Source organism: Agrobacterium sp. CCNWLW155 (assembly GCF_036888815.1).
GTDB classification, from domain to species: Bacteria; Pseudomonadota; Alphaproteobacteria; order Rhizobiales; family Rhizobiaceae; genus Agrobacterium; species Agrobacterium radiobacter.
On record NZ_JBAKFW010000009.1, the window covers coordinates 108,463 to 130,813 of the forward strand.

A 22,351-nucleotide genomic window follows, 5' to 3' on the forward strand; every position below is an offset into this window, starting at 1 on the left:
CGAAAAGAGCGTTCCGGCTGCACCGGAAAGACTCATCGGCTGAGGCTGAGCGGCTGGCCGCTATTGGTCGTGCCGTCAAAGCGCGCATCGGCGCTCTTGTAGACGCGGCCGATCGTGTCACCCGAGCGGTTCTTGAAGAGAACCATCTTGCCGGACACTTCCCAGGACCCCATTGCCGTCAACTCGCCCGCGCAACCGCGCGTGCCGCCACGCGAGCCGCTGCCGAGATTGGTGAGCGTCAGGAACATGTCGCAATTGGCGCCGCCATTGGAAACGCGCCAGTTGCCGACCATGGATTCCTTGGTAACGTCAAGTGCGGCTGCCGGCGGAGCGGCGGAAGCAACATTGGTTCCGCCAGGGGCCGCCGAGGCAGGTGCCGACGGGAACTGGCTGCCGGTGGCGCCACCGGGCGGCGGCAGAGCGCCGGACTGGACGGAAGGCACCGGCTGCGCCTGCAAAGGCGGCGTATAACCGGGATTGTTGCTGGTGTTGTTGTTGTAATCGTAGGAGGTACGTTGGCAACCGGCGAGAGTCATCACAACCGCAAGGCCCGTCACCACATATCTGAATTGCATATCAAGCTCCCGATTCTCTCGCTTCCGGAAAGATCATGATCAAACAAGAAGGCTGAATTATTACCAAAGCCTTATCTTGCGCAAGCGATGGCCGGGATAATTACCATTTCGGTCGATTTTTACCGAATTTTCCCACGCCGGGTTGTAAAAAGGGCCACGGTCGAGACCGCGGCCCGATAGATTTTTCGTTGTCAGCGAATCGCCTTTAAACGCGACGCTCGACCATCATCTTCTTGATTTCCGCGATCGCCTTGGCCGGGTTCAAGCCCTTCGGGCAAGCCTGCGCGCAGTTCATGATGGTGTGGCAGCGATAAAGGCGGAACGGATCCTCGAGATTGTCGAGACGCTCGCCGGTTGCCTCATCACGGCTGTCGATGAGCCAGCGATAGGCCTGCAGCAGAACAGCGGGACCAAGGTAACGGTCGCCATTCCACCAGTAGCTGGGACAGGAGGTGGAGCAGCAGGCGCAGAGAATGCACTCGTAGAGACCGTCCAGCTTCAGGCGGTCCTCGTGGCTCTGTTTCCATTCCTTGGCGGGCGTCGGCGAAACCGTCTTCAACCAGGGTTCGATGGAGCGATGCTGGGCGTAGAAGTTCGACAGATCGGGAACGAGGTCCTTCACCACAGGCATGTGCGGCAGCGGATAGACCTTAACCGTACCCTTGATCTCTTCCATACCCTTGGTGCAGGCGAGCGTATTGGTGCCGTCGATGTTCATCGCGCAGGAACCGCAGATGCCTTCACGGCAGGAGCGGCGCAGAGTCAGCGTCGGGTCGATATTGTTCTTGATGTAGAGAAGCGCATCAAGAACCATCGGTCCGCAATCGTCGACATCGATATAATAGGTATCGATGCGCGGGTTCTGGCCATCATCCGGGTTCCAGCGATAGATCCGGTACTCGCGAACGTTCCTGGCGCCGTCTGGCTTCGGCCAGACTTTGCCTTCGCTGATCTGGGAATTCTTGGGGAGAGCTAGTTCAACCATATCCAGTTCCTCAAATCAGTAGACGCGAGCCTTCGGCTCGATCTTTTTCGGATCGATGCCGTCGGCGATCAGGTCGGTGTGAACAGGGCGGTAGTCGAGCTTGACATCACCTTCGGGGCTGACCCAGGCAAGCGTGTGCTTGCGCCAGTTCACATCATCGCGACCGGCGAACGGACCGTCGACGAAATCCTCACGGGCGTGCGAACCGCGGCTTTCCTTGCGCGCTTCCGCGCCGTAGACCGTGGTGATCGCATTGGCCATCAGGTTGTGCAGCTCGAGCGTTTCGACCAGATCGGAGTTCCAGACCATCGAACGGTCCGTGACCTTGACGTCAGGCAGTTCCTTCCAGATGGCGGAAAGACGCTTGCAGCCGCTCTCGAGCGATTCCTGCGTACGGAACACCGCCGCATCGTCCTGCATGGCGCGCTGCATCTTGTCGCGCAGCACCGCCGTCGGCGTGGAGCCGTTGGCATAACGCAGGCTGTCGAGGCGTTCCATGATCTTGTCGCAGGCAGCAATGTCGAGCGCCGGAACCGGCGCATCGCGGTCGATGACCTGGGCAGCGCGGATTGCGGCGGCACGGCCGAAGACCACGAGGTCGATCAGCGAGTTGGAACCGAGGCGGTTCGCACCATGAACCGAGGCGCAACCGGCTTCGCCAACAGCCATCAGGCCGGGCGCGATGCGTTCCGGATTGTTGGCATCGGCGTTCAGCACTTCACCCCAATAGTTGGTCGGAATGCCGCCCATATTGTAGTGAACCGTCGGCAGGACCGGGATCGGCTCGCGCGTTACGTCGACGCCGGCGAAAATCTTCGCGCTTTCGGAAATGCCCGGAAGACGCTCATGCAGGATCGCCGGATCAAGGTGGTCGAGATGCAGGAAGATGTGATCCTTGTTCTTGCCGACGCCGCGGCCTTCACGGATTTCCATCGTCATGCAGCGCGACACCACGTCACGCGAGGCAAGGTCTTTCGCCGAAGGCGCATAACGCTCCATGAAGCGCTCGCCTTCGGAGTTGACGAGATAACCGCCTTCGCCGCGCGCGCCTTCGGTAATGAGGCAGCCTGCGCCATAAATGCCGGTCGGGTGGAACTGCACGAATTCCATGTCCTGAAGCGGCAGGCCGGCGCGGGCAATCATGCCGCCGCCGTCACCGGTGCAGGTGTGGGCAGAGGTCGCCGAGAAATAGGCGCGGCCGTAACCGCCGGTCGCGAGAACCACCATCTTGGCGGAGAAGCGATGGATCGTGCCGTCATCGAGGTTCCACGCCACGACGCCCGTGCAACGGCCGTCTGCCGACATGATGAGGTCGAGCGCGAAATATTCGATAAAGAATTCCGCATTGTTGCGCAGCGACTGGCCATAAAGCGTGTGCAGGATGGCGTGGCCGGTACGGTCAGCAGCGGCGCAGGTGCGCTGCACCGGCGGGCCTTCACCGTAATTCTGCATATGGCCACCGAAGGGGCGCTGGTAGATCTTGCCTTCTTCGTTACGCGAGAAAGGCACGCCGTAATGCTCAAGCTCATAGACCGCCTTCGGCGCTTCCATGGCGAGATATTGCATCGCATCAACGTCACCCAGCCAGTCGGAGCCCTTTACGGTGTCGTAAAGGTGCCACTGCCAACAGTCGGGCGTCATGTTGGTGAGCGAGGCCGCGATGCCGCCCTGCGCCGCAACCGTGTGGGAGCGCGTCGGGAAAACCTTGGTGATGCAGGCCGTGCGGAAACCCTGTTCCGCCATGCCGAGCGTTGCGCGCAGACCCGCGCCACCGGCGCCCACCACGATCACGTCATAGGAGTGATCGACATAGGTGTAGGCCTTGCCATTCTGGGAAGGTGAACTGATCGATGCCATGGCGGACTTATCCTGCGAATGCGATTTTCAGAATGGCGAAGATCGAAAGGCCGCCAATCAGAATCGCGAAAAACGTATTGAGCATCAGAAGAACGAGCTTCGAAACCTCGGCGTGGACGTAATCTTCGATGATGACCTGCATGCCGAGCTTCATGTGAATGAGGCCGGACACCAGCACCAGAGCCATGATGACCGCAACAAGCGGGTTCGACAGCGCGGCGACGACTTCCGGATAGGGCGCGCCGGCATATTTGATGAGGAAGATCACGAAGAAGATCAGCAGCGGAACGTTGGCAACCGCGGTGACGCGCTGGCGCAAGAAATGGTCGGTGCCTTCCTTGGCGGAGCCGAGACCGCGAACCTTTCCGAGAGGTGTACGCATATCCATGAAAAATCTCCTCAGCGCACGATCAGGGCGATGACCCAGATCAGCGCGGTCAGACAGATCGACACCACCCACGAGGCCTTTGCCAGCTTGGTGGTAAAGTGCTTTTCGAAGCCGTAGCCCAGATCCCACATGAAGTGGCGAAGCCCGCCCAGCATGTGGTGCACGAGAGCCCAGGTATATCCGATCAGGATGAGTCTGCCGATGATCGTACCCATCGCCCAGTTGACCCAGTCGTAATAGGCAGGACCTGAGGCGATTGCGATCAGCCACCAGGCAACCAGAAGCGTTCCGAAATAAAGCGCGCCGCCTGTGATGCGGTGCACGATGGAAGCAACCATCGTCGGAATCGGCTTGTAAATTTGAAGATGCGGCGACAGAGGCCGGTTATTAGTCGCATTCGCCATCAGAACCTCGCGGCGTTTTCCCGTGCGCCCATCAGACAGGACGCCCCCAAGCAACAGCACATGACGAAAGAATGTGCATTGCACCAACCGCGACGTTTAATCACATGGGAGCATCACCACAAGCACATTTCATGGCCGATTCCAATTTAATCGATTGGTTCACGAATTTTTTTTGGAATTTTTTTGCGTCAAAATAAAAAATCGAGCGTTTCCAAGATTTACGCCCTCAAAATATTTACCTTTACGTAATTCATGAATCGTGTAATTTACCTTTTGTTAATGAGGAAAATCCGGAGAATGAGGCTCATGTTACAGCGCCGAATCGCTGCTTTAACCATGATGGTGGCAGGCGTCATTTTCACAGTAATGCCTCCGGCGGCGGCAGATGATTATTATGGTCGCCGTGATTATCAGCATCATTATCAACATCGTCAATCGCAGGTGAGCTTCTCAACGGACGGGCTGCCATCCACCCTCTCCGGTGGCACTTATGTGGGCGCGATATCGGCGCTGCGCGTTCGTGGCAATGGCAATTATTTCGCAATTGGCGGCGGGCTTTCACGGAAAGGCGCAACGCTCACAAGAGGCTCGCAGCTTGCGCCAAAGGCGAAGATCATCAATGTCCGTGCCGAAACCGCTGACGACGCCTGCGCCTATGAACATGGCGTCTGCATTATCCGGCCCTAAAGTATTTCCGGCGAAAGCATGACGCGGTTTTACTGCAAATGTGCGATGCACTGATCAGATAAAACGCCAGACGGTGGTCTTCTTCACTTCGCTGTCTTCCAGCGCCCGCGTCACCGGCACCTGATAGGTCGCCTCCGCCCGGAGCCGCTCTTTGGGCAAATAGGCCCGCCCCGGATCGCCGACGAGCACGCTCACGCCCTTTTCCGTCAGTTCCCGAAACCACGGCACGAGAAGATCGGCAAAGGCGCGATCGTAAAACACGTCGCCGGCCAGCAGAACATCCGTAGCGACCGGCTTCCCGACCAGATCAAGTCCGGTGAAGGCAATGTCCACCTCATTGAGAGCCGCATTCAGCCGAATGGCCGTCTCTGTCCACGGATCGATATCGGCCGCCAGAACCGCGCTGGCGCCCGCCTTTGCCGCAGCAATAGCGACCAGGCCGGAGCCGCTGGCGAAATCCAGCACGCGCCTGCCGCAAACGCGATCGGGATGATCGAGAACATAGCGGGCAAGCCCCTGCCCGCCGGCCCAGGCGAAGGCCCAGAAGGGCGGCGGCAGGCCGATCGCTTCCAGCTCCTCCTCCGTCTTCAGCCACAGCTCATGAGCCTCCGTGGCAAGATGAAGACGCAATTCCGGCACATGCGGCGGGCGCATGATGCCGGTGTTGTCGAGAATGAAGCGTTCGGGATCGGTCCTCACCGAAGCATTAGTCCGGTGATTTCGGTGGATTGGCGAGGTTGCCCATGCGGCAAACCTCAAGATATTCCTCCTCCGTCACCGGCTGCACGGAAAGCCGCATGGAGGTGACGAGAGACATCTTTTCCAACTTGGGATTGGCCTTCACATCCTTCAGCGAAACCGGCTGCGGCATATCGCAAACCGCGCGGATATCGACGCAATCCCACTTCAGATCGCCTTCAGCGGTCGAGTCCGGATGCGACAGCGCACAGACTTCGACGATGCCGACGACATCCAGCCCTTCATTGGAGTGGTAGAAGAAACCCTTGTCGCCGATCTTCATGGCCCGCATGTTGTTGCGGGCCTGATAGTTGCGCACGCCGGTCCATTCTTCGCCGGCCTCGCCCTTGGCCTTCTGCATTTCCCAGGACCATTTGAACGGCTCGGACTTATAAAGCCAGTAATTTGCCATGTCCGGTCACGCTCCCGGATTGTTGAAGACCCAATTATAGGGCTTCACATCGACGCTTTCGAACAGGCCGGCTTTTGCATAGGGATCGGCATCGGCAAGGGCCTTGGCCGCATCGATATCGGCAGCTTCCACGATGACGAGGCTGCCATTCGGCTTGCCTTCGGCATCGAGAAACGGACCGGCGATCTTCAACGTGCCCTCGGCATTCAGCCTGTTCAGATGTTCCAGATGCGCCGTGCGCGTTTCCATGCGCACGTTCAGATGGCCGGGCTTGTCCTTGCAGATAAAGGCAAACAGCATTTTCGTCTCCTCGCTGGAGCATGTCTCCCAAAAAGTGTCAGCGGTTTTGGGACCAAGACATGCGTAAAATATTGTTCGACCGCACCACCCTCATTCGGTGGTGATCGGCCGTGTCATCAATTGTTGCATGGCGCTCGCCACATCCAGATTGCCATCGATGATGGCGGCCACCGCTTCGGTAACCGGCATGTCGACAGCGTGACTTTCTCCGAGTCGGGCGGCGACGGCAGCCGCAAAAGCGCCCTCCACCAGCCCGCCGGACATGTCCTTGCCCTCACCCCGGCCAAGCGCGATGCCGAAACGCAGGTTTCGCGACTGATGGCTTGTGGCGGTCAGCACCAGATCGCCGAGGCCCGAGAGGCCGCGCACCGTATCCGCCTTGCCGCCCATGGCGACGATGAGACGCGACATTTCAGCAAGCCCGCGCGAGATCAGCGCCGCCCGGGCGGAATCGCCAAGGCCCGCGCCTTCGACGATGCCGGCGGCAATGGCGAGAACATTCTTCAGCGCGCCACCAAGCTGCACACCGATGCGGTCGGTGGAGGCATAAAGCCTGAAGGTCCTGCCGGAAATCGTGGTTGCCAGCCGTTCGGCAATGGCAGCATCTTCCGCCGCAATCGCCATGGCCGTCGGCAAGCCACGGGCAATATCGGCCGCGAAGCCCGGACCGGACAGAACCGCAATCGGGTGATGTGGCAGTTCCGCTTCCAGAAGTTCCGTCAGCAGACGGCCGGAACTGCGGTCGATGCCCTTGGCGCAGGTGACAATGATAGAGTCATTAGCCAGATAAGGACCATAGTGACGGGCCGCATCGGCATGGGCCTGAGACGGCATGGCGAAGAGCACAATGCTGGCACCGGCAAGCACATCAGGCTCGGCAGAAAATTCAAGCGCATCCGGAAGGTCGACACCCGGCAGGGCCGCCTCGTGCACGCGATCGCTCCTGAGGTCAGCCATCAGAGACGGATCGCGGCCGAGCAGGGTCACATCATGCCGGTTTTCCAGCGCAATGACGACGGCTAGCGCGGTTCCGAAGGCGCCGGCGCCGATGACGACGATTTTTTCCCGCTGCATCAGGCCTTGGCTCCCCTCTTACCGAAACCGATCAATGTTTCCGCGCTGCCATCCAGCGGCCAGCGCGAGCGCGGCGGAATTTCAAGCGGATCGGCTTCCTTGCCATCGGCCATCCGCTCCAGTCCGGCCCAGGCGATCATCGCAGCATTGTCAGTGCAGAGCCGGTGCGGCGGCGCGACAAAGCGAAAGCCATTGATATCGCAAAGCGACTGCAGGGTCTGGCGGATTTCCTTGTTGGCGGCGACACCGCCAGCCACGACCAGCGCAGGCTGGGTCTCCAGCTGCGGAAACTCCTGGCGGAAACGCGCAAGGCCACGGCCGATGCGATCCTTGAGAGTGCGCGACACCGCATTCTGGAAGGAGGCGCAGATATCGGCAATATCCTGCTCCGAAAGCGGCGCGATGGCGGTCGCCGCCTGCCGCACCGCTGTCTTCAGGCCGGAAAAGGAAAAATCGAGCCGTGCTTCGCCGACCATCGGACGCGGCAGCGGAAAGCGGTTGGGATCCCCCTTCGCCGCCGCCTTCTCGACCGCAGGACCGCCGGGATAGGGCAGGCCCAGAAGTTTCGCGGTCTTGTCGAAGGCTTCACCCAGCGCGTCATCGATGGTGGTGCCCCAGCGCTCATAGTCGCCTACACCGCGCACCAACACCAGCTGGGTGTGGCCGCCGGAAACCAGCAGCATCAGATAGGGAAAAGACAAACCGTCTGTCAGCCGCGCCGTCAGCGCGTGGCCCTCCAGATGGTTGATCGCGTAGAGCGGCTTGCCCGCCGCCTTGGCGATGGCCTTGCCCGTCATCAGCCCCACCAGCAGACCGCCGATGAGGCCGGGACCGGAGGTGGCGGCGATGGCGTCGACATCGGCAAGGGTCACGCCTGCCTGCTCCAGCGCTTCTTCCACCAGCGTGTCCAGCGCCTCGACATGGGCGCGCGCGGCAATTTCCGGCACGACGCCGCCATAGGCGCTGTGTTCCTCCAGCTGCGACAAAACGACGTCGGAGACGATCTCGCCGCGCCCGTCCGCATGCCGAACCACAATGGATGCAGCGGTTTCGTCACAGCTTGTCTCTATGCCGAGGATACGAAGAAAGGGGGTCATCAAATCTGTTCGTTCATTGCGATCATGCGCTGAGTTGGTCTAAGACAACTCCGGTAACAATGGATAGACGCGGATGCAAACAAAACCTTTCCGAATCGGCACACGCGGCAGCCCGCTGGCGCTCGCGCAGGCTTACGAGACGCGCAACCGGCTGATGGCGGCGCATGGTCTGCCGGAAGACATGTTCGAAATCGTCGTGCTATCCACCAAGGGCGACCGGATAACCGACCGCGCCTTGTCGGAAATCGGCGGTAAAGGCCTGTTTACCGAGGAGCTGGAAAGCCAGCTTCTGTCTGGCGAGCTCGATATGGCCGTGCATTCCTCCAAGGACATGCCGACCGTTTTACCCGAAGGCCTTTATCTGTCCGCCTTCTTGCCGCGGGAAGATGTGCGCGACGCCTTCATCGGCCGCACCGCGCCGAAGCTGCTGGAGCTGCCGCAGGGCGCCGTGGTCGGCTCCGCATCCCTGCGCCGCCAAGCGCTGATCCGCCGCCTGCGGCCGGATCTGAGCGTCATCATCTTTCGCGGTCAGGTCGATACGCGGCTGCGCAAGCTCGAAGAAGGCCAGGCGGATGCGACGCTGCTTGCCTTTGCCGGCCTGAAGCGGCTCGGCAAGGACAATGTTCCGACGGAAATTCTCGACCCGAAGGAATTCCCCCCTGCTCCGGCGCAGGGCGCAATCGGTGTGGAGAGCCGCATCGGTGACACCCGCATGGACGAGCTGCTTGCCCCCATAAACGACAGGCCCACTTATGATGCGGTGACCTGCGAGCGCGCCTTCCTGGCCGCACTCGACGGTTCCTGTCGCACGCCGATTGCCGGTTACGCCACCTGCGAGGGCGAGGAACTCTATTTTTCCGGCTTGATCCTCACCCCTGATGGCCAGACGAGCCACAACATCGAAATCTCCGGCAACCGCAAAGATGCGGCAAAGCTCGGCCGACAGGCCGGCGAAGAGGTGCGTGCCAAGGCGGGCAGCAATTTCTTCGAAGGCTGGAACTGAGCCTATGCGGATCGTCGTCACCCGGCCGCAACGTTCGGGCGAAAGGACGGCCGCAAAACTTGAAGCACTCGGCCACGAGCCGGTGCTTTTGCCGCTGTTTCATCCAGCCCATCATGGCGAGCGCGCCATCTCGGCGCTATCCGGCCCGCTGGCGGCGATTGCGGTGACCAGTGCCGAGGCATTGCGGGCACTGGAAACATCACGGGACCGGCTGGCCCCGCATCTGTCAAAACCGCTCTTCGCCGTCGGCGCAACAACGGCGGAAGCGGCGAAAAAAGCCGGCTTCACGCAAATATTCATCGCCTCCGGAGACGCCCTGGGTCTGATTGCTCTCGTAACGCAGCGCCGCGCACTTCTTTCCGAAGGACAGCCCCTGCTCTATCTCGCCGGCAGGCCCCGTGGCTCCGTCTTCGAGGAGGGCCTTGCCGCTGCGGGCATTCCCTTTAGAGTGATCGACTGTTACGAGATGCTGCCCTCGGATATCTCCGAGAGCATGCTCCAGACGGCGCTTGTCGAAAACGCTGCCGATGTGGTCCTGCTCTATTCCTCGGAAGCGGCGCAGGCCTTTTTCAACCATGTATCAACGGACAGATACGCGGCAGCACTGGCTGGGACACAATTCATCTGTATCAGCCACAACGTGCTTTCTCTGGTTCCGGAAATCTTTCGCGCAAACGCCATCGCCGCCAGAGAACCGAGCGAGGCAGCGATGTTCGAACTTCTGCACCATAACTCTGGAACCTAATTCGAGCTCGCCTCTTTCCTTTGCCGCCGTCACTGACTAGGTTTACATTACTGCAGGCAGAAATGAGGTTGTCATGGTATCGGGAAAGCCGCCACGCCACTCCAAGTCCAAAGCCGAACCGGTCACCATCGACCTGGACGCCAAAGACGTGAAAGCAATTTCCGCCGACGTGGACGCTGCCAAGACGGACGAAAAACCCGGTGACAAAACCCCTGCGGCCGCCGCAGCGCCGGGTGTTTCGGAAACAAAGCCTGAAGCAGCCGCAACGCGCAACCCCGCCCCCGTCTGGGACCAGCCTAAGAAAACCCCCATAGAGCCAGAACCCAATGTCGGCAAAACGGAATCCGTAGCTACGGCTCCGAAGGCTGAGAGCCCAGAAGACAAGCAGAAAGGCCCAGTCTCGCCTTCCCCTGTTCCGCCCAAGGCCGATGAAAAACCGATGATGGGCGCCTCCGGAACGAGCGCCACCGCGGCTGCCGCAGCTGCGGCAAAGCCGGCCTTTGGCTCCTCGACGTCCTCCAGCGCATCTGGCGGGGCCACCGCTGCAAAACCATCGGCCACGACCGCATCTTCAGGACCATCCAGGCCATCCGCACCACAGCAGGCGGAACGCAAACAGGCGGCGACCTCCGGCCTGATCGCGGCGGGTATCGTCGGCGGCCTTGTGGCGCTCGCCGCCGCCGGTAGCATGCAATATGCCGGTATCCTGCCCTCCGTTAATGCAGGCAGGGCCGGAGGCGAGGAGATCGCCGCACTAAAAACCGATCTGGGCAATCTTCGGCAGCAGCTTGCCAATGTTCCAGCGGCGGACACCTCGGCACTGGAACAGCGCATCGCAACCCTCGAAGGCGCAAAGGGTGAAGCCCCGCAGGTGGATGGGCTTTCTGAAAAAATCACCGCACTGGAATCTGCCGTGCAGGCGGAGCGATCCGCACAGGCCACGGCGACCGCCGAACTGACACGCCGTCTTGCGGATGCGGAAGCCAAGATCAACGAGCCACGCGACGATATCGAAGTCGCCCGCGCCATTGCCTCGGCCGCGCTGAAGGCCGCGATCGATCGCGGCGGGCCGTTCCTTACGGAACTCGATACGCTCTCCAGGGTCACATCAGATGATCCGGCGATTGCATCGTTGCAATCCTTCGCCGCCACCGGCGTACCGTCGCGTTCGGAGCTGATGCAGAAATTCCCCGATGTCGCCAATGCGATGCTGTCAGCCGTCAACCAGCCTGACCCCAATCAGGGCATCATGGAGCGCTTGACCGAAAGCGCCTTTTCGCTGGTGAAGGTGCGCCCGGTCGGCAACATCGAGGGCGAGACCCCCGAGGCCATGATCGCGCGTATGGAAAAGAAGCTGCGCAACGGCGACCTGCAGGGCGCAGCACTTGAGTGGAATGGTCTTCCCGATGCCGCCAGGACGGTATCCGCCGATTATAAAAAATCTCTGGATGCGCGCATCGAGGTCGAGAATCTGGTGGGCGGCACGTTGAACCGCGCCATCACCAGCACTGGCAGGCAGGGGTGAGCGCATGACCAGAATTCTGACTTTCGCCATTATCGTTCTGGCTCTCGGTTTCGGTTTCTCCTGGCTGGCCGACAGGCCGGGCGTGCTCTCCATCGTCTGGCAGGGCCAGTTGATCGAAATGAGCCTGATGGTCGCCGCCTCCATCATCGCCGCGCTGGTTGCCGCCATCATGCTGGTCTGGTGGGTCGTCAACGCCATCTGGACCTCGCCCAATGCCGCACGCCGGTATTTCCGCGCCCGGAAGCGCGACCGCGGCTATCAGGCTCTGTCCACCGGCCTCATTGCCGCCGGCGCTGGTAATGCCATCCTCGCCCGCAAGATGACGGCCCGCACGCAGGGGCTGCTCAGCGCCGATCAGGAACCGCTGATCCATCTGCTCGATGCGCAGGCCGACCTCATCGAAGGCAAATATGACGAGGCGCGCCGCAAGTTCGAGGCGATGGCCCGTGACCCTGAAACGCGCGAACTCGGCCTTCGCGGCCTTTATATCGAGGCGCGTCGGCAGGGCGCCTATGAAGCCGCCCAGCAATATGCCGAGGATGCAGCGGAAAAAGCCCCCTACCTGCCATGGGCGGCACAGGCGACGCTGGAAAACCGCTGCCGCAACGGACAATGGGACGATGCCATCCGCCTGCTCGACCAGCAGAAAGCGGCAAGCGTCATCGAACGCGGCGAGGCGGAGCGGCTGAAAGCCGTGCTTCTCACCGCCAAGGCCGGTGAAAAGCTGGAAAGCGACCCGGTGGGCGCGCGCGAGGATGCCAAGCACGCTCTCAAGCTCGCAAAAGGCCTCGTTCCGGCGGCACTGATTGCAGCGAAGTCCTATCTGCGCGAAGACAATCTGCGCAAGGCCGCCACGGTTCTGGAACCCGTCTGGAAGAACGATCCGCATCCGCAGATCGCCGAGCTTTATGTCCGCGCCCGCAGCGGCGATACCGCCATCGACCGGCTGAAACGGGCGGAGCGGCTTGAGAGCCTGAAGCCCAACAACATCGAATCCCTGTTTGCCGTGGCGCAGGCAGCGCTCGACGCCAAGGAATTCGCCAAGGCACGGGCCAAGGCCGAAGCCGCCGCCCGCATTGAGCCACGCGAAAGCATCTTCCTGCTGATGGCCGATATCGAAGAAGCGGAAACCGGCGATCAGGGCCGTGTGCGCTACTGGATGGCACAGGCGCTGCGCGCGCCGCGTGACCCGGCATGGGTGGCGGATGGTATCGTCTCGGAAAAATGGCTTCCGGTCTCCCCCATCACCGGCCGTCTCGACGCCTTCGAATGGAAAGCGCCCTTCGGTCAGCTCGAAGGCCCTGTTGAAGATCTGGCGATCGAAAATGCGATTGCCGCGGCACCCGCAAGAGCCGAACCGGTTGCGAAGACGATCGTTGTCGAAGCCGCGCCCGAGACCCTTGCGGAGCCAAAACCCGCCCCGGCCGCGCCGATCGAGGTAAAGCCGACTGTTTCAATCCCGAAGGAGAAAAAGCCGGTCACAATCGAAGCGCCGGTGGAAACCGAAGTGGCGGATGACAAGGCGGCGGAAGCCGTGCCCTTTTTTGGCGGCGCACCGGATGATCCGGGCGTCAAGAAGCCAGGCGCGGAAGCCGAACCCAAGACCCGGCTCAAACTCTTCTGACCAGCAGGCTATCGATGTTCCAGCAAATACAGTCGTTTATTCAGAACCTCGTTGGCCCGCAGGCGGGTGATTTCAGCCCTGATGATCTGAGGGTGGCGGTAGCCGCCCTCTGTTTCCAGGTGATGGAAGCGGATGGCACCGTCTCGAAAAGCGAGCGTGATCGCCTGCGCCAGATTCTTCACGAATATTACCATCTCGACGGTGGCAAGCTTGATGCCCTTCTTGCCGCCGGCCAGGAGGCCGGCAAGGAAGCCGTCGATTATTACCGCTTCACCACCGATATCCGCCGCCACCTCGATGAGGATCAGCGCGTGGAGCTTATTGGCATATTATGGGATATTGTTTACGCTGACGGCGAACGAAGCGAAATGGAAGACCATGTGATCTGGCGAGTCGCCGATCTCCTCGGTGTTTCCGTGCGCGACAGGGTTCTGCAACGTCAGCAGGCCGCCACGAGGTCCGGGCCCGCTGAAGAAAGCGAAAACGAAGACGATGCTGTTTGACCCTTCCAGGCAACAGGAACAACAACCTTCGCTGCTCATCGTCCTGCATCAGGAACGTTCCACGCCCGGCCGCGTCGGCCAGATCCTGGTGGAAAAGGGTTATCGCCTCGATATAAGGCGGCCCGCGCTCGGCGACGACCTGCCGCAAACGCTGGAAAAACATGCGGGCGCCATCATCTTCGGCGGCCCGATGAGCGCCAATGATCCACATGATTATGTCAAAGCCGAAATCGACTGGCTGAAGGTGCCGCTGAAGGAAAACAAGCCCTTTCTCGGCATCTGTCTCGGCGCGCAGATGCTATCCAAACATCTGGGCGGCAAGGTCGAGGCAGACAGGGACGGCAAGGTGGAAATCGGCTGGTATCCGCTACACGCCACCGAACACGGTCGGCTTCTGATGCCGCATTGGCCGAAGATGGTCTATCATTTCCACCGCGAAGGCTTCGAACTGCCGCGGGGAGCCGAGCTTCTGGCGGCAGGCGAGACCTATCCCAATCAGGCCTATCGTTATGGAAAAAATGCCTGGGGCCTGCAGTTTCACGCCGAACTGACCCGCGCCATGATGCATAGCTGGGTGGTGCGCGGCGCGCAGCGTTTCGGCATGCCGAATGCGCAGGTCGGCAGTCAGCATCTGGAAGGCCGCATGTTGTTCGACACGCCGCTCAGGGCATGGCTCAGCAATTTTCTCGATCTGGTTTTTGAGGGCAAGGCACAGCGCTGAGGCCCATCGCGGTTAGTGCGGCGCGTCGAGACTATCGATCTTGCGCAGCTTGGAAAAACCAAGCGCCCAGATGACCGCGACAGCAAGCGTGCCCGCCCCGCCGATGACAACGGCTGGCACGGCACCCACAACATGGGCCATGGTGCCGGCGCGGAATTCACCCAATTCGTTGGAGGCTCCAACGAAAACCATATTCACCGCATTCACACGCCCGCGCACCTCATCTGGTGTCCAGAGCGCGATCAGGGTCTCGCGCACATAAACCGACACCATGTCCGATGCTCCCATGACCACCAGCGCGGCAATGGACAGCCACGCGGTTTGCGAAAGCCCGAAGACCACGGTGGAAACGCCGAAGAGGCCGACGCCGACGAACATCAGCAGGCCGGCATGGTGGCGAATGGGCTTGAATGCCAGAATGACCGCAACGGTGATGGCCCCGATGCCGGGTGCGGCGCGCAGAAGCCCGAGACCCCATGGGCCAAGCGTCAGCACTTCCTTGGCAAAAATCGGCATCAACGCGACGGCACCGCCCAGCAGCACCGCGAAAAGATCGAGCGAAATGGCGCCAAGAACGATCTTCTCCTGCGAGATGAATTTGAAGCCGGCCAGCATTGTTTCGAGGGTGACGGCTTTTGCCGGACCACGCTGTTCCGGCTTGCGGATCGTCACCGCCAGCGTTGCTGAGAGGATGAAAAGCACAAGCGCCACGCTATAGGCGATGGAAGCACCGAGGCCATAGAGTAGGCCGCCGGCAACGGGGCCAAGAATGGACGCCATCTGCCAGGAAGAGGAATTCCAGGCGATGGCGTTCGGCAAATCCTCGACGGGCACGAGATTGGGCGCCAGCGACTGGACAGCCGGTCCCATGAAGGCCCGCTCTATGCCGAAGACAACGAGAATGGCGAAGACCGGCCAGGGAGAAAAGCTGTGTGTCAGCGTAAGACCCAGAAGAGCCACAGCACACAGCGCCGCGACCAGAAGACATATGGCCATGATACGCCGGCGATTGTGCCGGTCGGCGACCGTTCCGGTAACAAGGATCAAAAGCAGAGACGGCAGAAACTGGAAGAGACCGATCAGGCCGAGATAAAAGGCGTTGCCGGTAACCTCATACATCTGCCAGCCGACAGAGACGCTGACGATCTGAATGGCAAAGGCCGAGAAAAACCGAGCGCTGAAAAAACGGCGATAGGAACTATGCCGGAATGCACCGAAGCGGTTTTCGGCAGAAGGCAGGGACATCGGCTGGGTGCTCGCGAGACAATATGAGATGTCTGCAATAGAGCGATATGACAGGAATCGCCAGCCCTCCTCTTCAGCGGGACGACGAAAAGTGTGAGCGGTTTTCGTCTGAAATCCCGCTGCAAAGCCATGAACCAGCTCGCGATGACCGCAGACCGGTCAGACCAAAGATCATTACGATCCGGCGCAACACTTGCCGGTTCACGCGTCAATGTCTAAATGTCTTGCAACCAAGATACGGAGATATTGATGCTTGCCCTGTTTCAGACCATCGATCTGGCCTTGAACCTCTATACGTGGGTGCTGATCGCCAGCGCCATTTTTTCCTGGCTTTACGCCTTCAACGTCATCAATTCCCGCAACCAGTTCGTGAACGCCATCGGGAGTTTCCTGGTCAATGTCACGGAACCGGCCCTGCGCCCCATCCGCCGCATTCTGCCCAATCTCGGCGGGATCGACATTTCGCCGATCATCCTGCTGCTGATCATCTTCTTCATCCGCTCCTTCATGTGGAACACGCTTTATCCGATGACCGTTTGAGCAGTCTCTGGAAAAAGCACGATGATCATATCCGCCTGTCCGTTCGCCTCACACCGAATGGCGGGCGGGATGCGATTGACGGCGTGGAGCAGGATGCGGACGGAAACGCGCATCTGAAGGCCCGCGTCAGCGCCGTGCCGGAAGGCGGCAGGGCGAACAAGGCCCTGATTGTTTTGCTGGCGAAAAAACTCGGCCTGCCCAAATCCTCCATCACCTTCATTTCAGGCGAAACAGCGCGCAAAAAAATCCTCCGGATCGATACCGACCCGGAGGATTTCGAAAAGCTCTTTAAAAAGCTGGCGGGTTAGGCCTATCAGCCCTGCGCCTTGTAGCGCTCAATGGCTTCGACGATCAGCTTCTTGGCGACGTCTACGTCCTGCCAGCCGCCCATCTTCACCCACTTGCCGGGCTCCAGATCCTTGTAGTGCTCGAAGAAGTGCTCGATCTGCTTCAGCGTGATTTCCGGCAGGTCCGTGTAGTTGTGGACCTTGTCGTAACGGCGCGTCAGCTTCGGAACCGGCACGGCGAGGATCTTCTCGTCCTTGCCGCCATCATCTTCCATGATCATCACGCCGATGGGGCGAACGTTGATCACGCAGCCGGGAACCAGCGGGCGGGTGTTGCAGATGAGAACGTCGATCGGGTCGCCATCGTCGGACAGCGTGTGCGGCACGAAGCCATAGTTACCCGGATAGGTCATTGGCGTGTAGAGGAAGCGATCGACGATCAGCGCACCGGCGTCCTTGTCCATCTCGTACTTGATCGGCTGGCCGCCAACCGGCACTTCAACGATAACATTTACGTCTTCCGGCGGATTCTTGCCTATGGAAATTGCATCAATACGCATTCGCTTCCCTCATTCGGCGGGTTGGATTTGGTTTTCGATACTGGGAAAGTCGCCGCATTGCAACATGGCTTTGGCCGGATAAGGCAGAATGGGCGATTTGATGTCATCGCGACGAAGCATCGCCCTCTACAAAATGAAAACGGCGCGAACTCCCTCTATCAGTTCCAGACGAAACCGACCTTGCGAAGCGACTTGCCATCGAAATCTTCCATGCCTTCGGCAATATCCCGGCCGCCATGCGAGCGGAAAAAGCGATTGGCGACGTCGCTATCCTCGAGGCACCAGACAACGATGCCGTTGCAGCCAAGTGAAGTCAGCAATCTGCGCGCTTCCGTGAAAAGCAGCGAGCCGAGGCCAATACCCTGATATTCAGGCCGGAGATAAAGTTCGTAAATCTCGCCGTCCTGCGGCAGCCCACGCGCCCGGCTTAAGCCCAGCGTCGCATATCCGGCAACCACACCGGCCACTTCCACCACCAGCATGGTTGCGGAGCCCTTGGTCGCCTTTTTCCACCAGACTTCGCCACGGCGCTCCAGCATCTGCGTCAACGGCTTGTGCGGGATAAGCCCCGCATAGGCCTGTTGCCACGACAGACGGTGCGCCTCTGAGATGGCGCGCGCATCATGCGGTTCAGCACGGCGAACATCGATGGATAACGTTTTCATAACGCGATTCTGGCCCCGGCCACGGAAACTTACCAGTCATAAAGGTTAACGCCGGCAAGCTTACCCACAGCCTATTCATGTGGACGACCAGAAAAAATTAACGCATCCTTAACCTTTGGCAAAGCGCCTTTCGACTCATGCACACATAAAAAAGAATGCATAAAAAAACCCGGCGCGAGGCCGGGTTCTTTGAAATTCGTGGCGTAGAGCCAATCAGACAGCGAGCTTTGCCTTTTCGAAACGCTTGCGGTCGTTGGCGTCCAGGAACATCTTGCGCAGGCGGATGGACTTCGGCGTCACTTCCATCAGCTCGTCGTCCTGGATCCAGGAAAGCGCGCGGTCGAGCGTCATGCGGATCGGCGGCGTCAGCTTTACGGCTTCGTCCTTGCCGGCAGCGCGGATGTTGGTCAGCTGCTTGCCCTTCAGCACGTTCACTTCGAGATCGTTATCGCGCGAGTGAATGCCGATAATCATGCCGGCATAAACCTTCTCACCCGGCTCGATGATCATCGGGCCACGATCTTCCAGGTTGAACATGGCGTAGGCGACAGCTTCGCCCGAACCGTTCGACAAAAGAACGCCGTTAACGCGACCAGCAATCGCACCCTTGTACGGCTGATAGTCGTGGAACAGACGGTTCATGATCGCCGTGCCGCGCGTGTCGGTCAAAAGTTCCGACTGGTAGCCGATCAGGCCGCGGGTCGGAGCGTAGAACTTCAGACGAACGCGATTACCGCCGGAGGGACGGAGCTCAGCCATTTCAGCCTTGCGCTCGGACATCTTCTGAACGACGACGCCGGAATGCTCTTCATCGACGTCGATCACGACTTCTTCGATCGGCTCCATCATGGCGCCGTTCTCATCCTTGTGCATGACAACGCGCGGACGCGAAACTGCAAGCTCGAAGCCTTCACGACGCATCGTTTCGATGAGAACTGCCAGCTGCAATTCGCCACGCCCGGAAACGAAGAACGAATCCTTGCCTTCAGCCTCTTCAATCTTCAGCGCGACGTTGCCTTCGGCTTCCTTGAACAGACGGTCGCGGATGACGCGGCTCGTGACCTTGTCGCCTTCGGTGCCGGCAAGCGGGCTGTCGTTGACGATGAAGGACATGGTAACGGTCGGCGGATCGATCGGCTGTGCGGTCATCGCCTCGGTGACGGAAGGGTCACAGAAGGTATCGGCAACAGTGCCCTTGGAAAGACCAGCGATGGCGACGATGTCACCCGCATGGGCTTCATCGATGGATGTGCGCTCAATGCCGCGGAATGCGAGGATCTTGGAAATACGACCGGTTTCGATCGTCTTGCCGTCCTGGCCAAGTACCTTCACGGCCTGGTTCGGCTTGATCGAACCGGAAGCGATACGGCCGGTGATGATACGGCCGAGGAAGGGGTTGGCTTCGAGGATCGTACCGATCAGACGGAACGGACCTTCTTCAACCGTAGGCTCCGGAACATGCTCGAGAACCAGATCGAGCAACGGTGCAAGACCCTGATCCTTCGGACCTTCTGGGTTGACGTTCATCCAGCCGTCACGGCCGGAACCGTAAAGGATCGGGAAGTCGAGCTGCTCGTCGGTAGCATCGAGGTTTGCGAAAAGGTCGAAAACTTCGTTGATGACTTCTTCATGGCGGCCATCCGGACGGTCGATCTTGTTGATCGCCACGATCGGACGAAGACCAACCTTCAGTGCCTTGCTGACGACGAATTTCGTCTGCGGCATCGGGCCTTCGGAACTATCGACCAGAACGATCGCGCCATCCACCATCGACAGGATACGCTCAACTTCGCCGCCGAAATCGGCGTGGCCGGGGGTGTCGACGATGTTGATGCGAACACCCTTCCACTCCACCGAAGTCGCCTTGGCAAGAATGGTGATGCCGCGTTCCTTTTCGAGATCGTTGCTATCCATCACGCGTTCCGCAACGCGCTGGTTGTCGCGGAACGAGCCGGACTGCTTCAGAAGCTCGTCAACGAGCGTCGTTTTTCCATGGTCAACGTGCGCGATAATCGCGATGTTGCGAATTGCCATTGTTCAAAATCTCTGAGGTTGGGCGCCACTATCGTGAGATGCGCCAATTTAGTTTGGCGCGCTCATAACCTTTTTTTTGCAAATGCGAAAGGGGGGGCCTTGTCATAAGCCCCCTGCGCTCCGGTTCTAGCTCAGAAATATGACAGTCTTTTATAACGTGCTCTTACACCAGGCCGCGCTTCAACAGCATGGCGTCCGGGCTCGGCATCTTGCCGCGAAACGCGAGATAGGCCTCCTCCGGATCGATGGAACCGCCGACAGAATAGATATTGTCCTTCAGCCTGCGCGCCATCTCGCCATCGAAGGGATTGCCGGTTTCCTCGAAGGCCGAAAACGCATCGGCATCCAGCACTTCCGACCACATGTAGGAATAATAGCCGGCGGAATAGCCATCGCCCGAGAAGACGTGCTGGAAATGCGGCGTCGCATGCCGCATGACGATGGACTTCGGCATGTTGAGGGCGGAGAGCACCTCGCCTTGGACGACCATGGGATCGCTCACGCTGCCCCGGGTGTGGAACGCCATGTCGACGATAGCCGAAGACGTGAACTCCACCGTGCTGAAACCGGCATTGAAAGTTTGAGCGGCCAGAACCTTGTCCAGCAGCGCTTTCGGCATCGGCGCGCCGGTCTCGTAGTGGAGCGCGTATTTTTCCAGAATTTCCGGCACCGTCAGCCAGTGTTCGTAAAGCTGCGACGGCAATTCGACGAAATCGCGCGAGACCCCCGTCCCGGAAACGGAAGGATAGGTCACATCAGATAACATGCCATGCAGCGCGTGGCCAAATTCATGAAACAGCGTGCGCGCATCATCAAGCGAAAGCAGCGCGGGCTTACCCTCAGCCGGTTTCGCGAAATTGCAGACATTGTAGATGATCGGAATTTCACCGACCGTTCCGCTCTTCAGCGGCAGCTTGTGCTGCGATTGGAACGAACTCATCCATGCGCCGGATCGCTTGGAGGGGCGAGCGAAATAATCACCGAGGAACATGGCCTTCAGATCGCCCCTGTCGTCGCGAATCTCGAAAACCCGCACATCCGGATGATAGGCGGCAACGCCCTTCACCTCGACGGCACGAATTCCAAACAGCCGCGCGGCGACATCGAAGCAGGCCTCAATGATCTTTTCGAGCTGCAGATAGGGCTTCAATTCCGTCTCGGAGAAGCTGAATTTCCGCGCGCGCAACTTTTCGGCATAGTGCCGCCAGTCCCAGGGCAGCACCTCGTGATTCCGGCCCTCCTCGGCGATGATGGCGGCAAGTTCGGTCTCTTCCTCGCCCGCGCGGCGCACGGCCTTTTCCCAGACCTGACCCAGAAGGCCGTTCACGGCATCCGGCGTCTTCGCCATCGTGTCATCAAGCTTGTAAGCGGCAAAATTCGCGTAACCGAGAAGCTTGGCTTTTTCCTCACGCAGTTCGAGCGTGCGGTGAACGGTCTCGCGATTGTCGGTCTCGCCACCGTTTTCGCCGCGCGCCACCCATGCCTTGAAGGCCTGCTCGCGCAGATCACGACGTTCGGAAAAGGTGAGGAAAGGCTCGATGATGGAACGGGAAAGGGTAACGGCAAATTTGCCGTCCTCGCCATGCTCACGGGCCGCACCCGCCATGGCGTCGCGCAGAAAGCCGGGAATGCCGGCAAGTTCCTCTTCGGTGGAAAGCAGGAGCTTCCAGTTCTTTTCATCCGCCAGCACATTCTGCCCGAACTTTGCACCGAGACCGGCAAGCTCCTCATTGATCGCCGCCAGCCGTTCCTGCCGGTCTTTCGGCAACTTCGCGCCGGAGCGTACGAAACCCTTCCAGTGCCGCTCGAGAACACGGCTTTCCTCGCCCGTCAGCCCCAGCGTCTCGCGCTTTTCCCACAATGTATCGATGCGCTTGAACAGCGCTTCGTTCATTCCGATCTTCGAATAGTGCCGCGACATTTTCGGCGCAATCTCCCGCTCCAGCGCCTGGATCACGCCATTGGTATTGGCGCCTGCCCTGTTCCAGAACAGCGCCGAAATGCGCGAAAGCTCATCGCCGGCGATTTCAAGCGCGGTCACGGTGTTTTCGAAACTCGGCGCCTGCGCATTGCCCGCAATCCCATCGATTTCCTGCTCATGGGAGAGAAGCGCTGCCTCGAAAGCCGGAGCGAAATCCTCATCCTTGACCGCATCAAATTTGGGCAAACCGTTGTGACCATCCCAGGTCACGAGGGCGGGATAAAGCGTCGTCTTGGATGGCATTTCGTCTTCCTTGTACAATTCCGGTTTAGGCCCATATGGGCACGCCTCCACCGCCAATTCAATATGCCCGGCGGAGATGACAGGCCGTGTGAAAAAAACGGGGAAGTCCGATCTTTTTTGCTTCAGCGTAACAATCGGCGACTATATTGCGGGCCGTC

General features: G+C 59.8%; 24 protein-coding genes. 9 read left to right on the plus strand and 15 right to left on the minus strand.

The window, feature by feature from the left end:
- Nucleotides 1-32: 32 nt before the first annotated feature.
- The 5 genes from V6S97_RS22270 to sdhC form a co-directional block, all read right to left on the minus strand.
- Entirely contained in the window at nucleotides 33-575 is a 543-nt protein-coding gene (locus V6S97_RS22270; protein WP_003504986.1) for a protease inhibitor Inh/omp19 family protein, read from the minus strand.
- A 205-nt stretch (nucleotides 576-780) separates the two neighbouring features.
- On the minus strand, nucleotides 781-1,560 hold the full coding sequence (locus tag V6S97_RS22275) for a succinate dehydrogenase iron-sulfur subunit (protein WP_003504987.1): 780 nt from the start codon (nucleotides 1,558-1,560) through the stop codon (nucleotides 781-783).
- A 15-nt stretch (nucleotides 1,561-1,575) separates the two neighbouring features.
- Nucleotides 1,576-3,417: a succinate dehydrogenase flavoprotein subunit gene (sdhA, locus tag V6S97_RS22280; RefSeq protein ID WP_334427763.1), complete on the minus strand. Its 1,842-nt coding sequence runs from the start codon at nucleotides 3,415-3,417 to the stop codon at nucleotides 1,576-1,578.
- Nucleotides 3,418-3,424: 7 nt separating this feature from the next.
- On the minus strand, nucleotides 3,425-3,805 hold the full coding sequence (gene sdhD, locus V6S97_RS22285) for a succinate dehydrogenase, hydrophobic membrane anchor protein (RefSeq protein ID WP_003504989.1): 381 nt from the start codon (nucleotides 3,803-3,805) through the stop codon (nucleotides 3,425-3,427).
- Between the two features lie 11 nt (nucleotides 3,806-3,816).
- Complete coding sequence (sdhC, locus tag V6S97_RS22290) at nucleotides 3,817-4,209, minus strand: succinate dehydrogenase, cytochrome b556 subunit (RefSeq protein WP_003504990.1); 393 nt, start codon at nucleotides 4,207-4,209, stop codon at nucleotides 3,817-3,819.
- Nucleotides 4,210-4,515: 306 nt separating this feature from the next.
- On the opposite strand from sdhC, the gene V6S97_RS22295 reads away from it, so the two are divergent.
- Nucleotides 4,516-4,896, plus strand: a complete 381-nt coding sequence (locus V6S97_RS22295; RefSeq protein WP_060725400.1) for a hypothetical protein — start codon at nucleotides 4,516-4,518, stop codon at nucleotides 4,894-4,896.
- A 54-nt stretch (nucleotides 4,897-4,950) separates the two neighbouring features.
- On the opposite strand, the gene V6S97_RS22300 is transcribed toward V6S97_RS22295, so the two are convergent.
- The 5 genes from V6S97_RS22300 to tsaD form a co-directional block, all read right to left on the minus strand.
- Nucleotides 4,951-5,595 (minus strand): class I SAM-dependent methyltransferase, encoded by a 645-nt coding sequence (locus tag V6S97_RS22300; protein WP_112278019.1) that lies wholly within the window; start codon nucleotides 5,593-5,595, stop codon nucleotides 4,951-4,953.
- A gap of 7 nt (nucleotides 5,596-5,602) precedes the next feature.
- Nucleotides 5,603-6,046 carry an EVE domain-containing protein gene (locus V6S97_RS22305; protein ID WP_003504993.1) on the minus strand — a complete coding sequence of 148 codons (444 nt, stop codon included), beginning with the start codon at nucleotides 6,044-6,046 and terminating at the stop codon, nucleotides 5,603-5,605.
- Nucleotides 6,047-6,052: 6 nt separating this feature from the next.
- Nucleotides 6,053-6,346, minus strand: a complete 294-nt coding sequence (locus tag V6S97_RS22310; protein ID WP_334427764.1) for a YciI-like protein — start codon at nucleotides 6,344-6,346, stop codon at nucleotides 6,053-6,055.
- 90 nt (nucleotides 6,347-6,436) lie between these two features.
- Nucleotides 6,437-7,420 carry an NAD(P)H-dependent glycerol-3-phosphate dehydrogenase gene (locus V6S97_RS22315; RefSeq protein ID WP_003504996.1) on the minus strand — a complete coding sequence of 328 codons (984 nt, stop codon included), beginning with the start codon at nucleotides 7,418-7,420 and terminating at the stop codon, nucleotides 6,437-6,439.
- Nucleotides 7,420-8,517, minus strand: coding sequence for a tRNA (adenosine(37)-N6)-threonylcarbamoyltransferase complex transferase subunit TsaD (tsaD, locus tag V6S97_RS22320; RefSeq protein WP_080866472.1), 1,098 nt, complete (start codon nucleotides 8,515-8,517; stop codon nucleotides 7,420-7,422). The genes V6S97_RS22315 and tsaD overlap by 1 nt, the downstream gene beginning before the upstream one ends.
- Nucleotides 8,518-8,590: 73 nt before the next feature.
- On the opposite strand from tsaD, the gene hemC reads away from it, so the two are divergent.
- The 6 genes from hemC (at nucleotide 8,591) to V6S97_RS22350 (ending at nucleotide 14,638) form a co-directional block, all read left to right on the plus strand.
- Nucleotides 8,591-9,520 carry a hydroxymethylbilane synthase gene (gene hemC, locus V6S97_RS22325; RefSeq protein WP_003504999.1) on the plus strand — a complete coding sequence of 310 codons (930 nt, stop codon included), beginning with the start codon at nucleotides 8,591-8,593 and terminating at the stop codon, nucleotides 9,518-9,520.
- A 4-nt stretch (nucleotides 9,521-9,524) separates the two neighbouring features.
- Nucleotides 9,525-10,265, plus strand: coding sequence for a uroporphyrinogen-III synthase (locus tag V6S97_RS22330; RefSeq protein WP_334427766.1), 741 nt, complete (start codon nucleotides 9,525-9,527; stop codon nucleotides 10,263-10,265).
- 73 nt (nucleotides 10,266-10,338) lie between these two features.
- Nucleotides 10,339-11,790 carry a COG4223 family protein gene (locus tag V6S97_RS22335; protein WP_334427767.1) on the plus strand — a complete coding sequence of 484 codons (1,452 nt, stop codon included), beginning with the start codon at nucleotides 10,339-10,341 and terminating at the stop codon, nucleotides 11,788-11,790.
- Nucleotides 11,791-11,794: 4 nt separating this feature from the next.
- On the plus strand, nucleotides 11,795-13,414 hold the full coding sequence (locus V6S97_RS22340; protein WP_080866474.1) for a heme biosynthesis protein HemY: 1,620 nt from the start codon (nucleotides 11,795-11,797) through the stop codon (nucleotides 13,412-13,414).
- Nucleotides 13,415-13,428: 14 nt separating this feature from the next.
- Nucleotides 13,429-13,917 carry a tellurite resistance TerB family protein gene (locus V6S97_RS22345; protein WP_020813315.1) on the plus strand — a complete coding sequence of 163 codons (489 nt, stop codon included), beginning with the start codon at nucleotides 13,429-13,431 and terminating at the stop codon, nucleotides 13,915-13,917.
- Nucleotides 13,907-14,638 carry a glutamine amidotransferase gene (locus V6S97_RS22350; protein WP_020813316.1) on the plus strand — a complete coding sequence of 244 codons (732 nt, stop codon included), beginning with the start codon at nucleotides 13,907-13,909 and terminating at the stop codon, nucleotides 14,636-14,638. The genes V6S97_RS22345 and V6S97_RS22350 overlap by 11 nt, the downstream gene beginning before the upstream one ends.
- A gap of 12 nt (nucleotides 14,639-14,650) precedes the next feature.
- Here the strand turns inward: V6S97_RS22350 and V6S97_RS22355 are convergent, their stop codons facing one another.
- Nucleotides 14,651-15,883, minus strand: coding sequence for an MFS transporter (locus V6S97_RS22355; RefSeq protein ID WP_003505017.1), 1,233 nt, complete (start codon nucleotides 15,881-15,883; stop codon nucleotides 14,651-14,653).
- Nucleotides 15,884-16,132: 249 nt separating this feature from the next.
- Between V6S97_RS22355 and V6S97_RS22360 the strand changes: the two genes are divergently transcribed.
- Both V6S97_RS22360 and V6S97_RS22365 read left to right on the plus strand, forming a co-directional pair.
- Complete coding sequence (locus V6S97_RS22360; RefSeq protein WP_003492418.1) at nucleotides 16,133-16,423, plus strand: YggT family protein; 291 nt, start codon at nucleotides 16,133-16,135, stop codon at nucleotides 16,421-16,423.
- Nucleotides 16,420-16,731 (plus strand): DUF167 domain-containing protein, encoded by a 312-nt coding sequence (locus tag V6S97_RS22365; protein WP_162690739.1) that lies wholly within the window; start codon nucleotides 16,420-16,422, stop codon nucleotides 16,729-16,731. The genes V6S97_RS22360 and V6S97_RS22365 overlap by 4 nt, the downstream gene beginning before the upstream one ends.
- Nucleotides 16,732-16,736: 5 nt before the next feature.
- Here the strand turns inward: V6S97_RS22365 and ppa are convergent, their stop codons facing one another.
- The 4 genes from ppa to V6S97_RS22385 all read right to left on the minus strand — a co-directional run bounded on the left by ppa (nucleotide 16,737) and on the right by V6S97_RS22385 (nucleotide 22,193).
- The gene (ppa, locus tag V6S97_RS22370; protein ID WP_003505020.1) at nucleotides 16,737-17,270 is read right to left on the minus strand and encodes an inorganic diphosphatase; all 534 of its coding nucleotides are present in this window, start codon (nucleotides 17,268-17,270) and stop codon (nucleotides 16,737-16,739) included.
- Nucleotides 17,271-17,428: 158 nt separating this feature from the next.
- Complete coding sequence (locus tag V6S97_RS22375; RefSeq protein WP_020813320.1) at nucleotides 17,429-17,935, minus strand: GNAT family N-acetyltransferase; 507 nt, start codon at nucleotides 17,933-17,935, stop codon at nucleotides 17,429-17,431.
- A gap of 213 nt (nucleotides 17,936-18,148) precedes the next feature.
- Nucleotides 18,149-19,969: a translational GTPase TypA gene (typA, locus tag V6S97_RS22380; RefSeq protein ID WP_003516684.1), complete on the minus strand. Its 1,821-nt coding sequence runs from the start codon at nucleotides 19,967-19,969 to the stop codon at nucleotides 18,149-18,151.
- 163 nt (nucleotides 19,970-20,132) lie between these two features.
- Nucleotides 20,133-22,193, minus strand: a complete 2,061-nt coding sequence (locus V6S97_RS22385; RefSeq protein ID WP_003505024.1) for a M3 family metallopeptidase — start codon at nucleotides 22,191-22,193, stop codon at nucleotides 20,133-20,135.
- Nucleotides 22,194-22,351 lie beyond the last annotated feature (158 nt).

What these genes read in the sequence shown, in the direction of transcription:
- V6S97_RS22270 (WP_003504986.1), bottom strand. Translation starts at nt 575, where the DNA reads ATGCAATTCAGATATGTGGTGACGGGCCTTGCGGTTGTGATGACTCTC.
- V6S97_RS22275 (WP_003504987.1), bottom strand. Translation starts at nt 1,560, where the DNA reads ATGGTTGAACTAGCTCTCCCCAAGAATTCCCAGATCAGCGAAGGCAAA.
- sdhA (WP_334427763.1), bottom strand. Translation starts at nt 3,417, where the DNA reads ATGGCATCGATCAGTTCACCTTCCCAGAATGGCAAGGCCTACACCTAT.
- sdhD (WP_003504989.1), bottom strand. Translation starts at nt 3,805, where the DNA reads ATGGATATGCGTACACCTCTCGGAAAGGTTCGCGGTCTCGGCTCCGCC.
- sdhC (WP_003504990.1), bottom strand. Translation starts at nt 4,209, where the DNA reads ATGGCGAATGCGACTAATAACCGGCCTCTGTCGCCGCATCTTCAAATT.
- V6S97_RS22295 (WP_060725400.1), top strand. Translation starts at nt 4,516, where the DNA reads ATGTTACAGCGCCGAATCGCTGCTTTAACCATGATGGTGGCAGGCGTC.
- V6S97_RS22305 (WP_003504993.1), bottom strand. Translation starts at nt 6,046, where the DNA reads ATGGCAAATTACTGGCTTTATAAGTCCGAGCCGTTCAAATGGTCCTGG.
- V6S97_RS22310 (WP_334427764.1), bottom strand. Translation starts at nt 6,346, where the DNA reads ATGCTGTTTGCCTTTATCTGCAAGGACAAGCCCGGCCATCTGAACGTG.
- V6S97_RS22315 (WP_003504996.1), bottom strand. Translation starts at nt 7,420, where the DNA reads ATGCAGCGGGAAAAAATCGTCGTCATCGGCGCCGGCGCCTTCGGAACC.
- tsaD (WP_080866472.1), bottom strand. Translation starts at nt 8,517, where the DNA reads ATGACCCCCTTTCTTCGTATCCTCGGCATAGAGACAAGCTGTGACGAA.
- hemC (WP_003504999.1), top strand. Translation starts at nt 8,591, where the DNA reads ATGCAAACAAAACCTTTCCGAATCGGCACACGCGGCAGCCCGCTGGCG.
- V6S97_RS22330 (WP_334427766.1), top strand. Translation starts at nt 9,525, where the DNA reads ATGCGGATCGTCGTCACCCGGCCGCAACGTTCGGGCGAAAGGACGGCC.
- V6S97_RS22335 (WP_334427767.1), top strand. Translation starts at nt 10,339, where the DNA reads ATGGTATCGGGAAAGCCGCCACGCCACTCCAAGTCCAAAGCCGAACCG.
- V6S97_RS22340 (WP_080866474.1), top strand. Translation starts at nt 11,795, where the DNA reads ATGACCAGAATTCTGACTTTCGCCATTATCGTTCTGGCTCTCGGTTTC.
- V6S97_RS22345 (WP_020813315.1), top strand. Translation starts at nt 13,429, where the DNA reads ATGTTCCAGCAAATACAGTCGTTTATTCAGAACCTCGTTGGCCCGCAG.
- V6S97_RS22350 (WP_020813316.1), top strand. Translation starts at nt 13,907, where the DNA reads ATGCTGTTTGACCCTTCCAGGCAACAGGAACAACAACCTTCGCTGCTC.
- V6S97_RS22355 (WP_003505017.1), bottom strand. Translation starts at nt 15,883, where the DNA reads ATGTCCCTGCCTTCTGCCGAAAACCGCTTCGGTGCATTCCGGCATAGT.
- V6S97_RS22360 (WP_003492418.1), top strand. Translation starts at nt 16,133, where the DNA reads ATGCTTGCCCTGTTTCAGACCATCGATCTGGCCTTGAACCTCTATACG.
- ppa (WP_003505020.1), bottom strand. Translation starts at nt 17,270, where the DNA reads ATGCGTATTGATGCAATTTCCATAGGCAAGAATCCGCCGGAAGACGTA.
- V6S97_RS22375 (WP_020813320.1), bottom strand. Translation starts at nt 17,935, where the DNA reads ATGAAAACGTTATCCATCGATGTTCGCCGTGCTGAACCGCATGATGCG.
- typA (WP_003516684.1), bottom strand. Translation starts at nt 19,969, where the DNA reads ATGGCAATTCGCAACATCGCGATTATCGCGCACGTTGACCATGGAAAA.
- V6S97_RS22385 (WP_003505024.1), bottom strand. Translation starts at nt 22,193, where the DNA reads ATGCCATCCAAGACGACGCTTTATCCCGCCCTCGTGACCTGGGATGGT.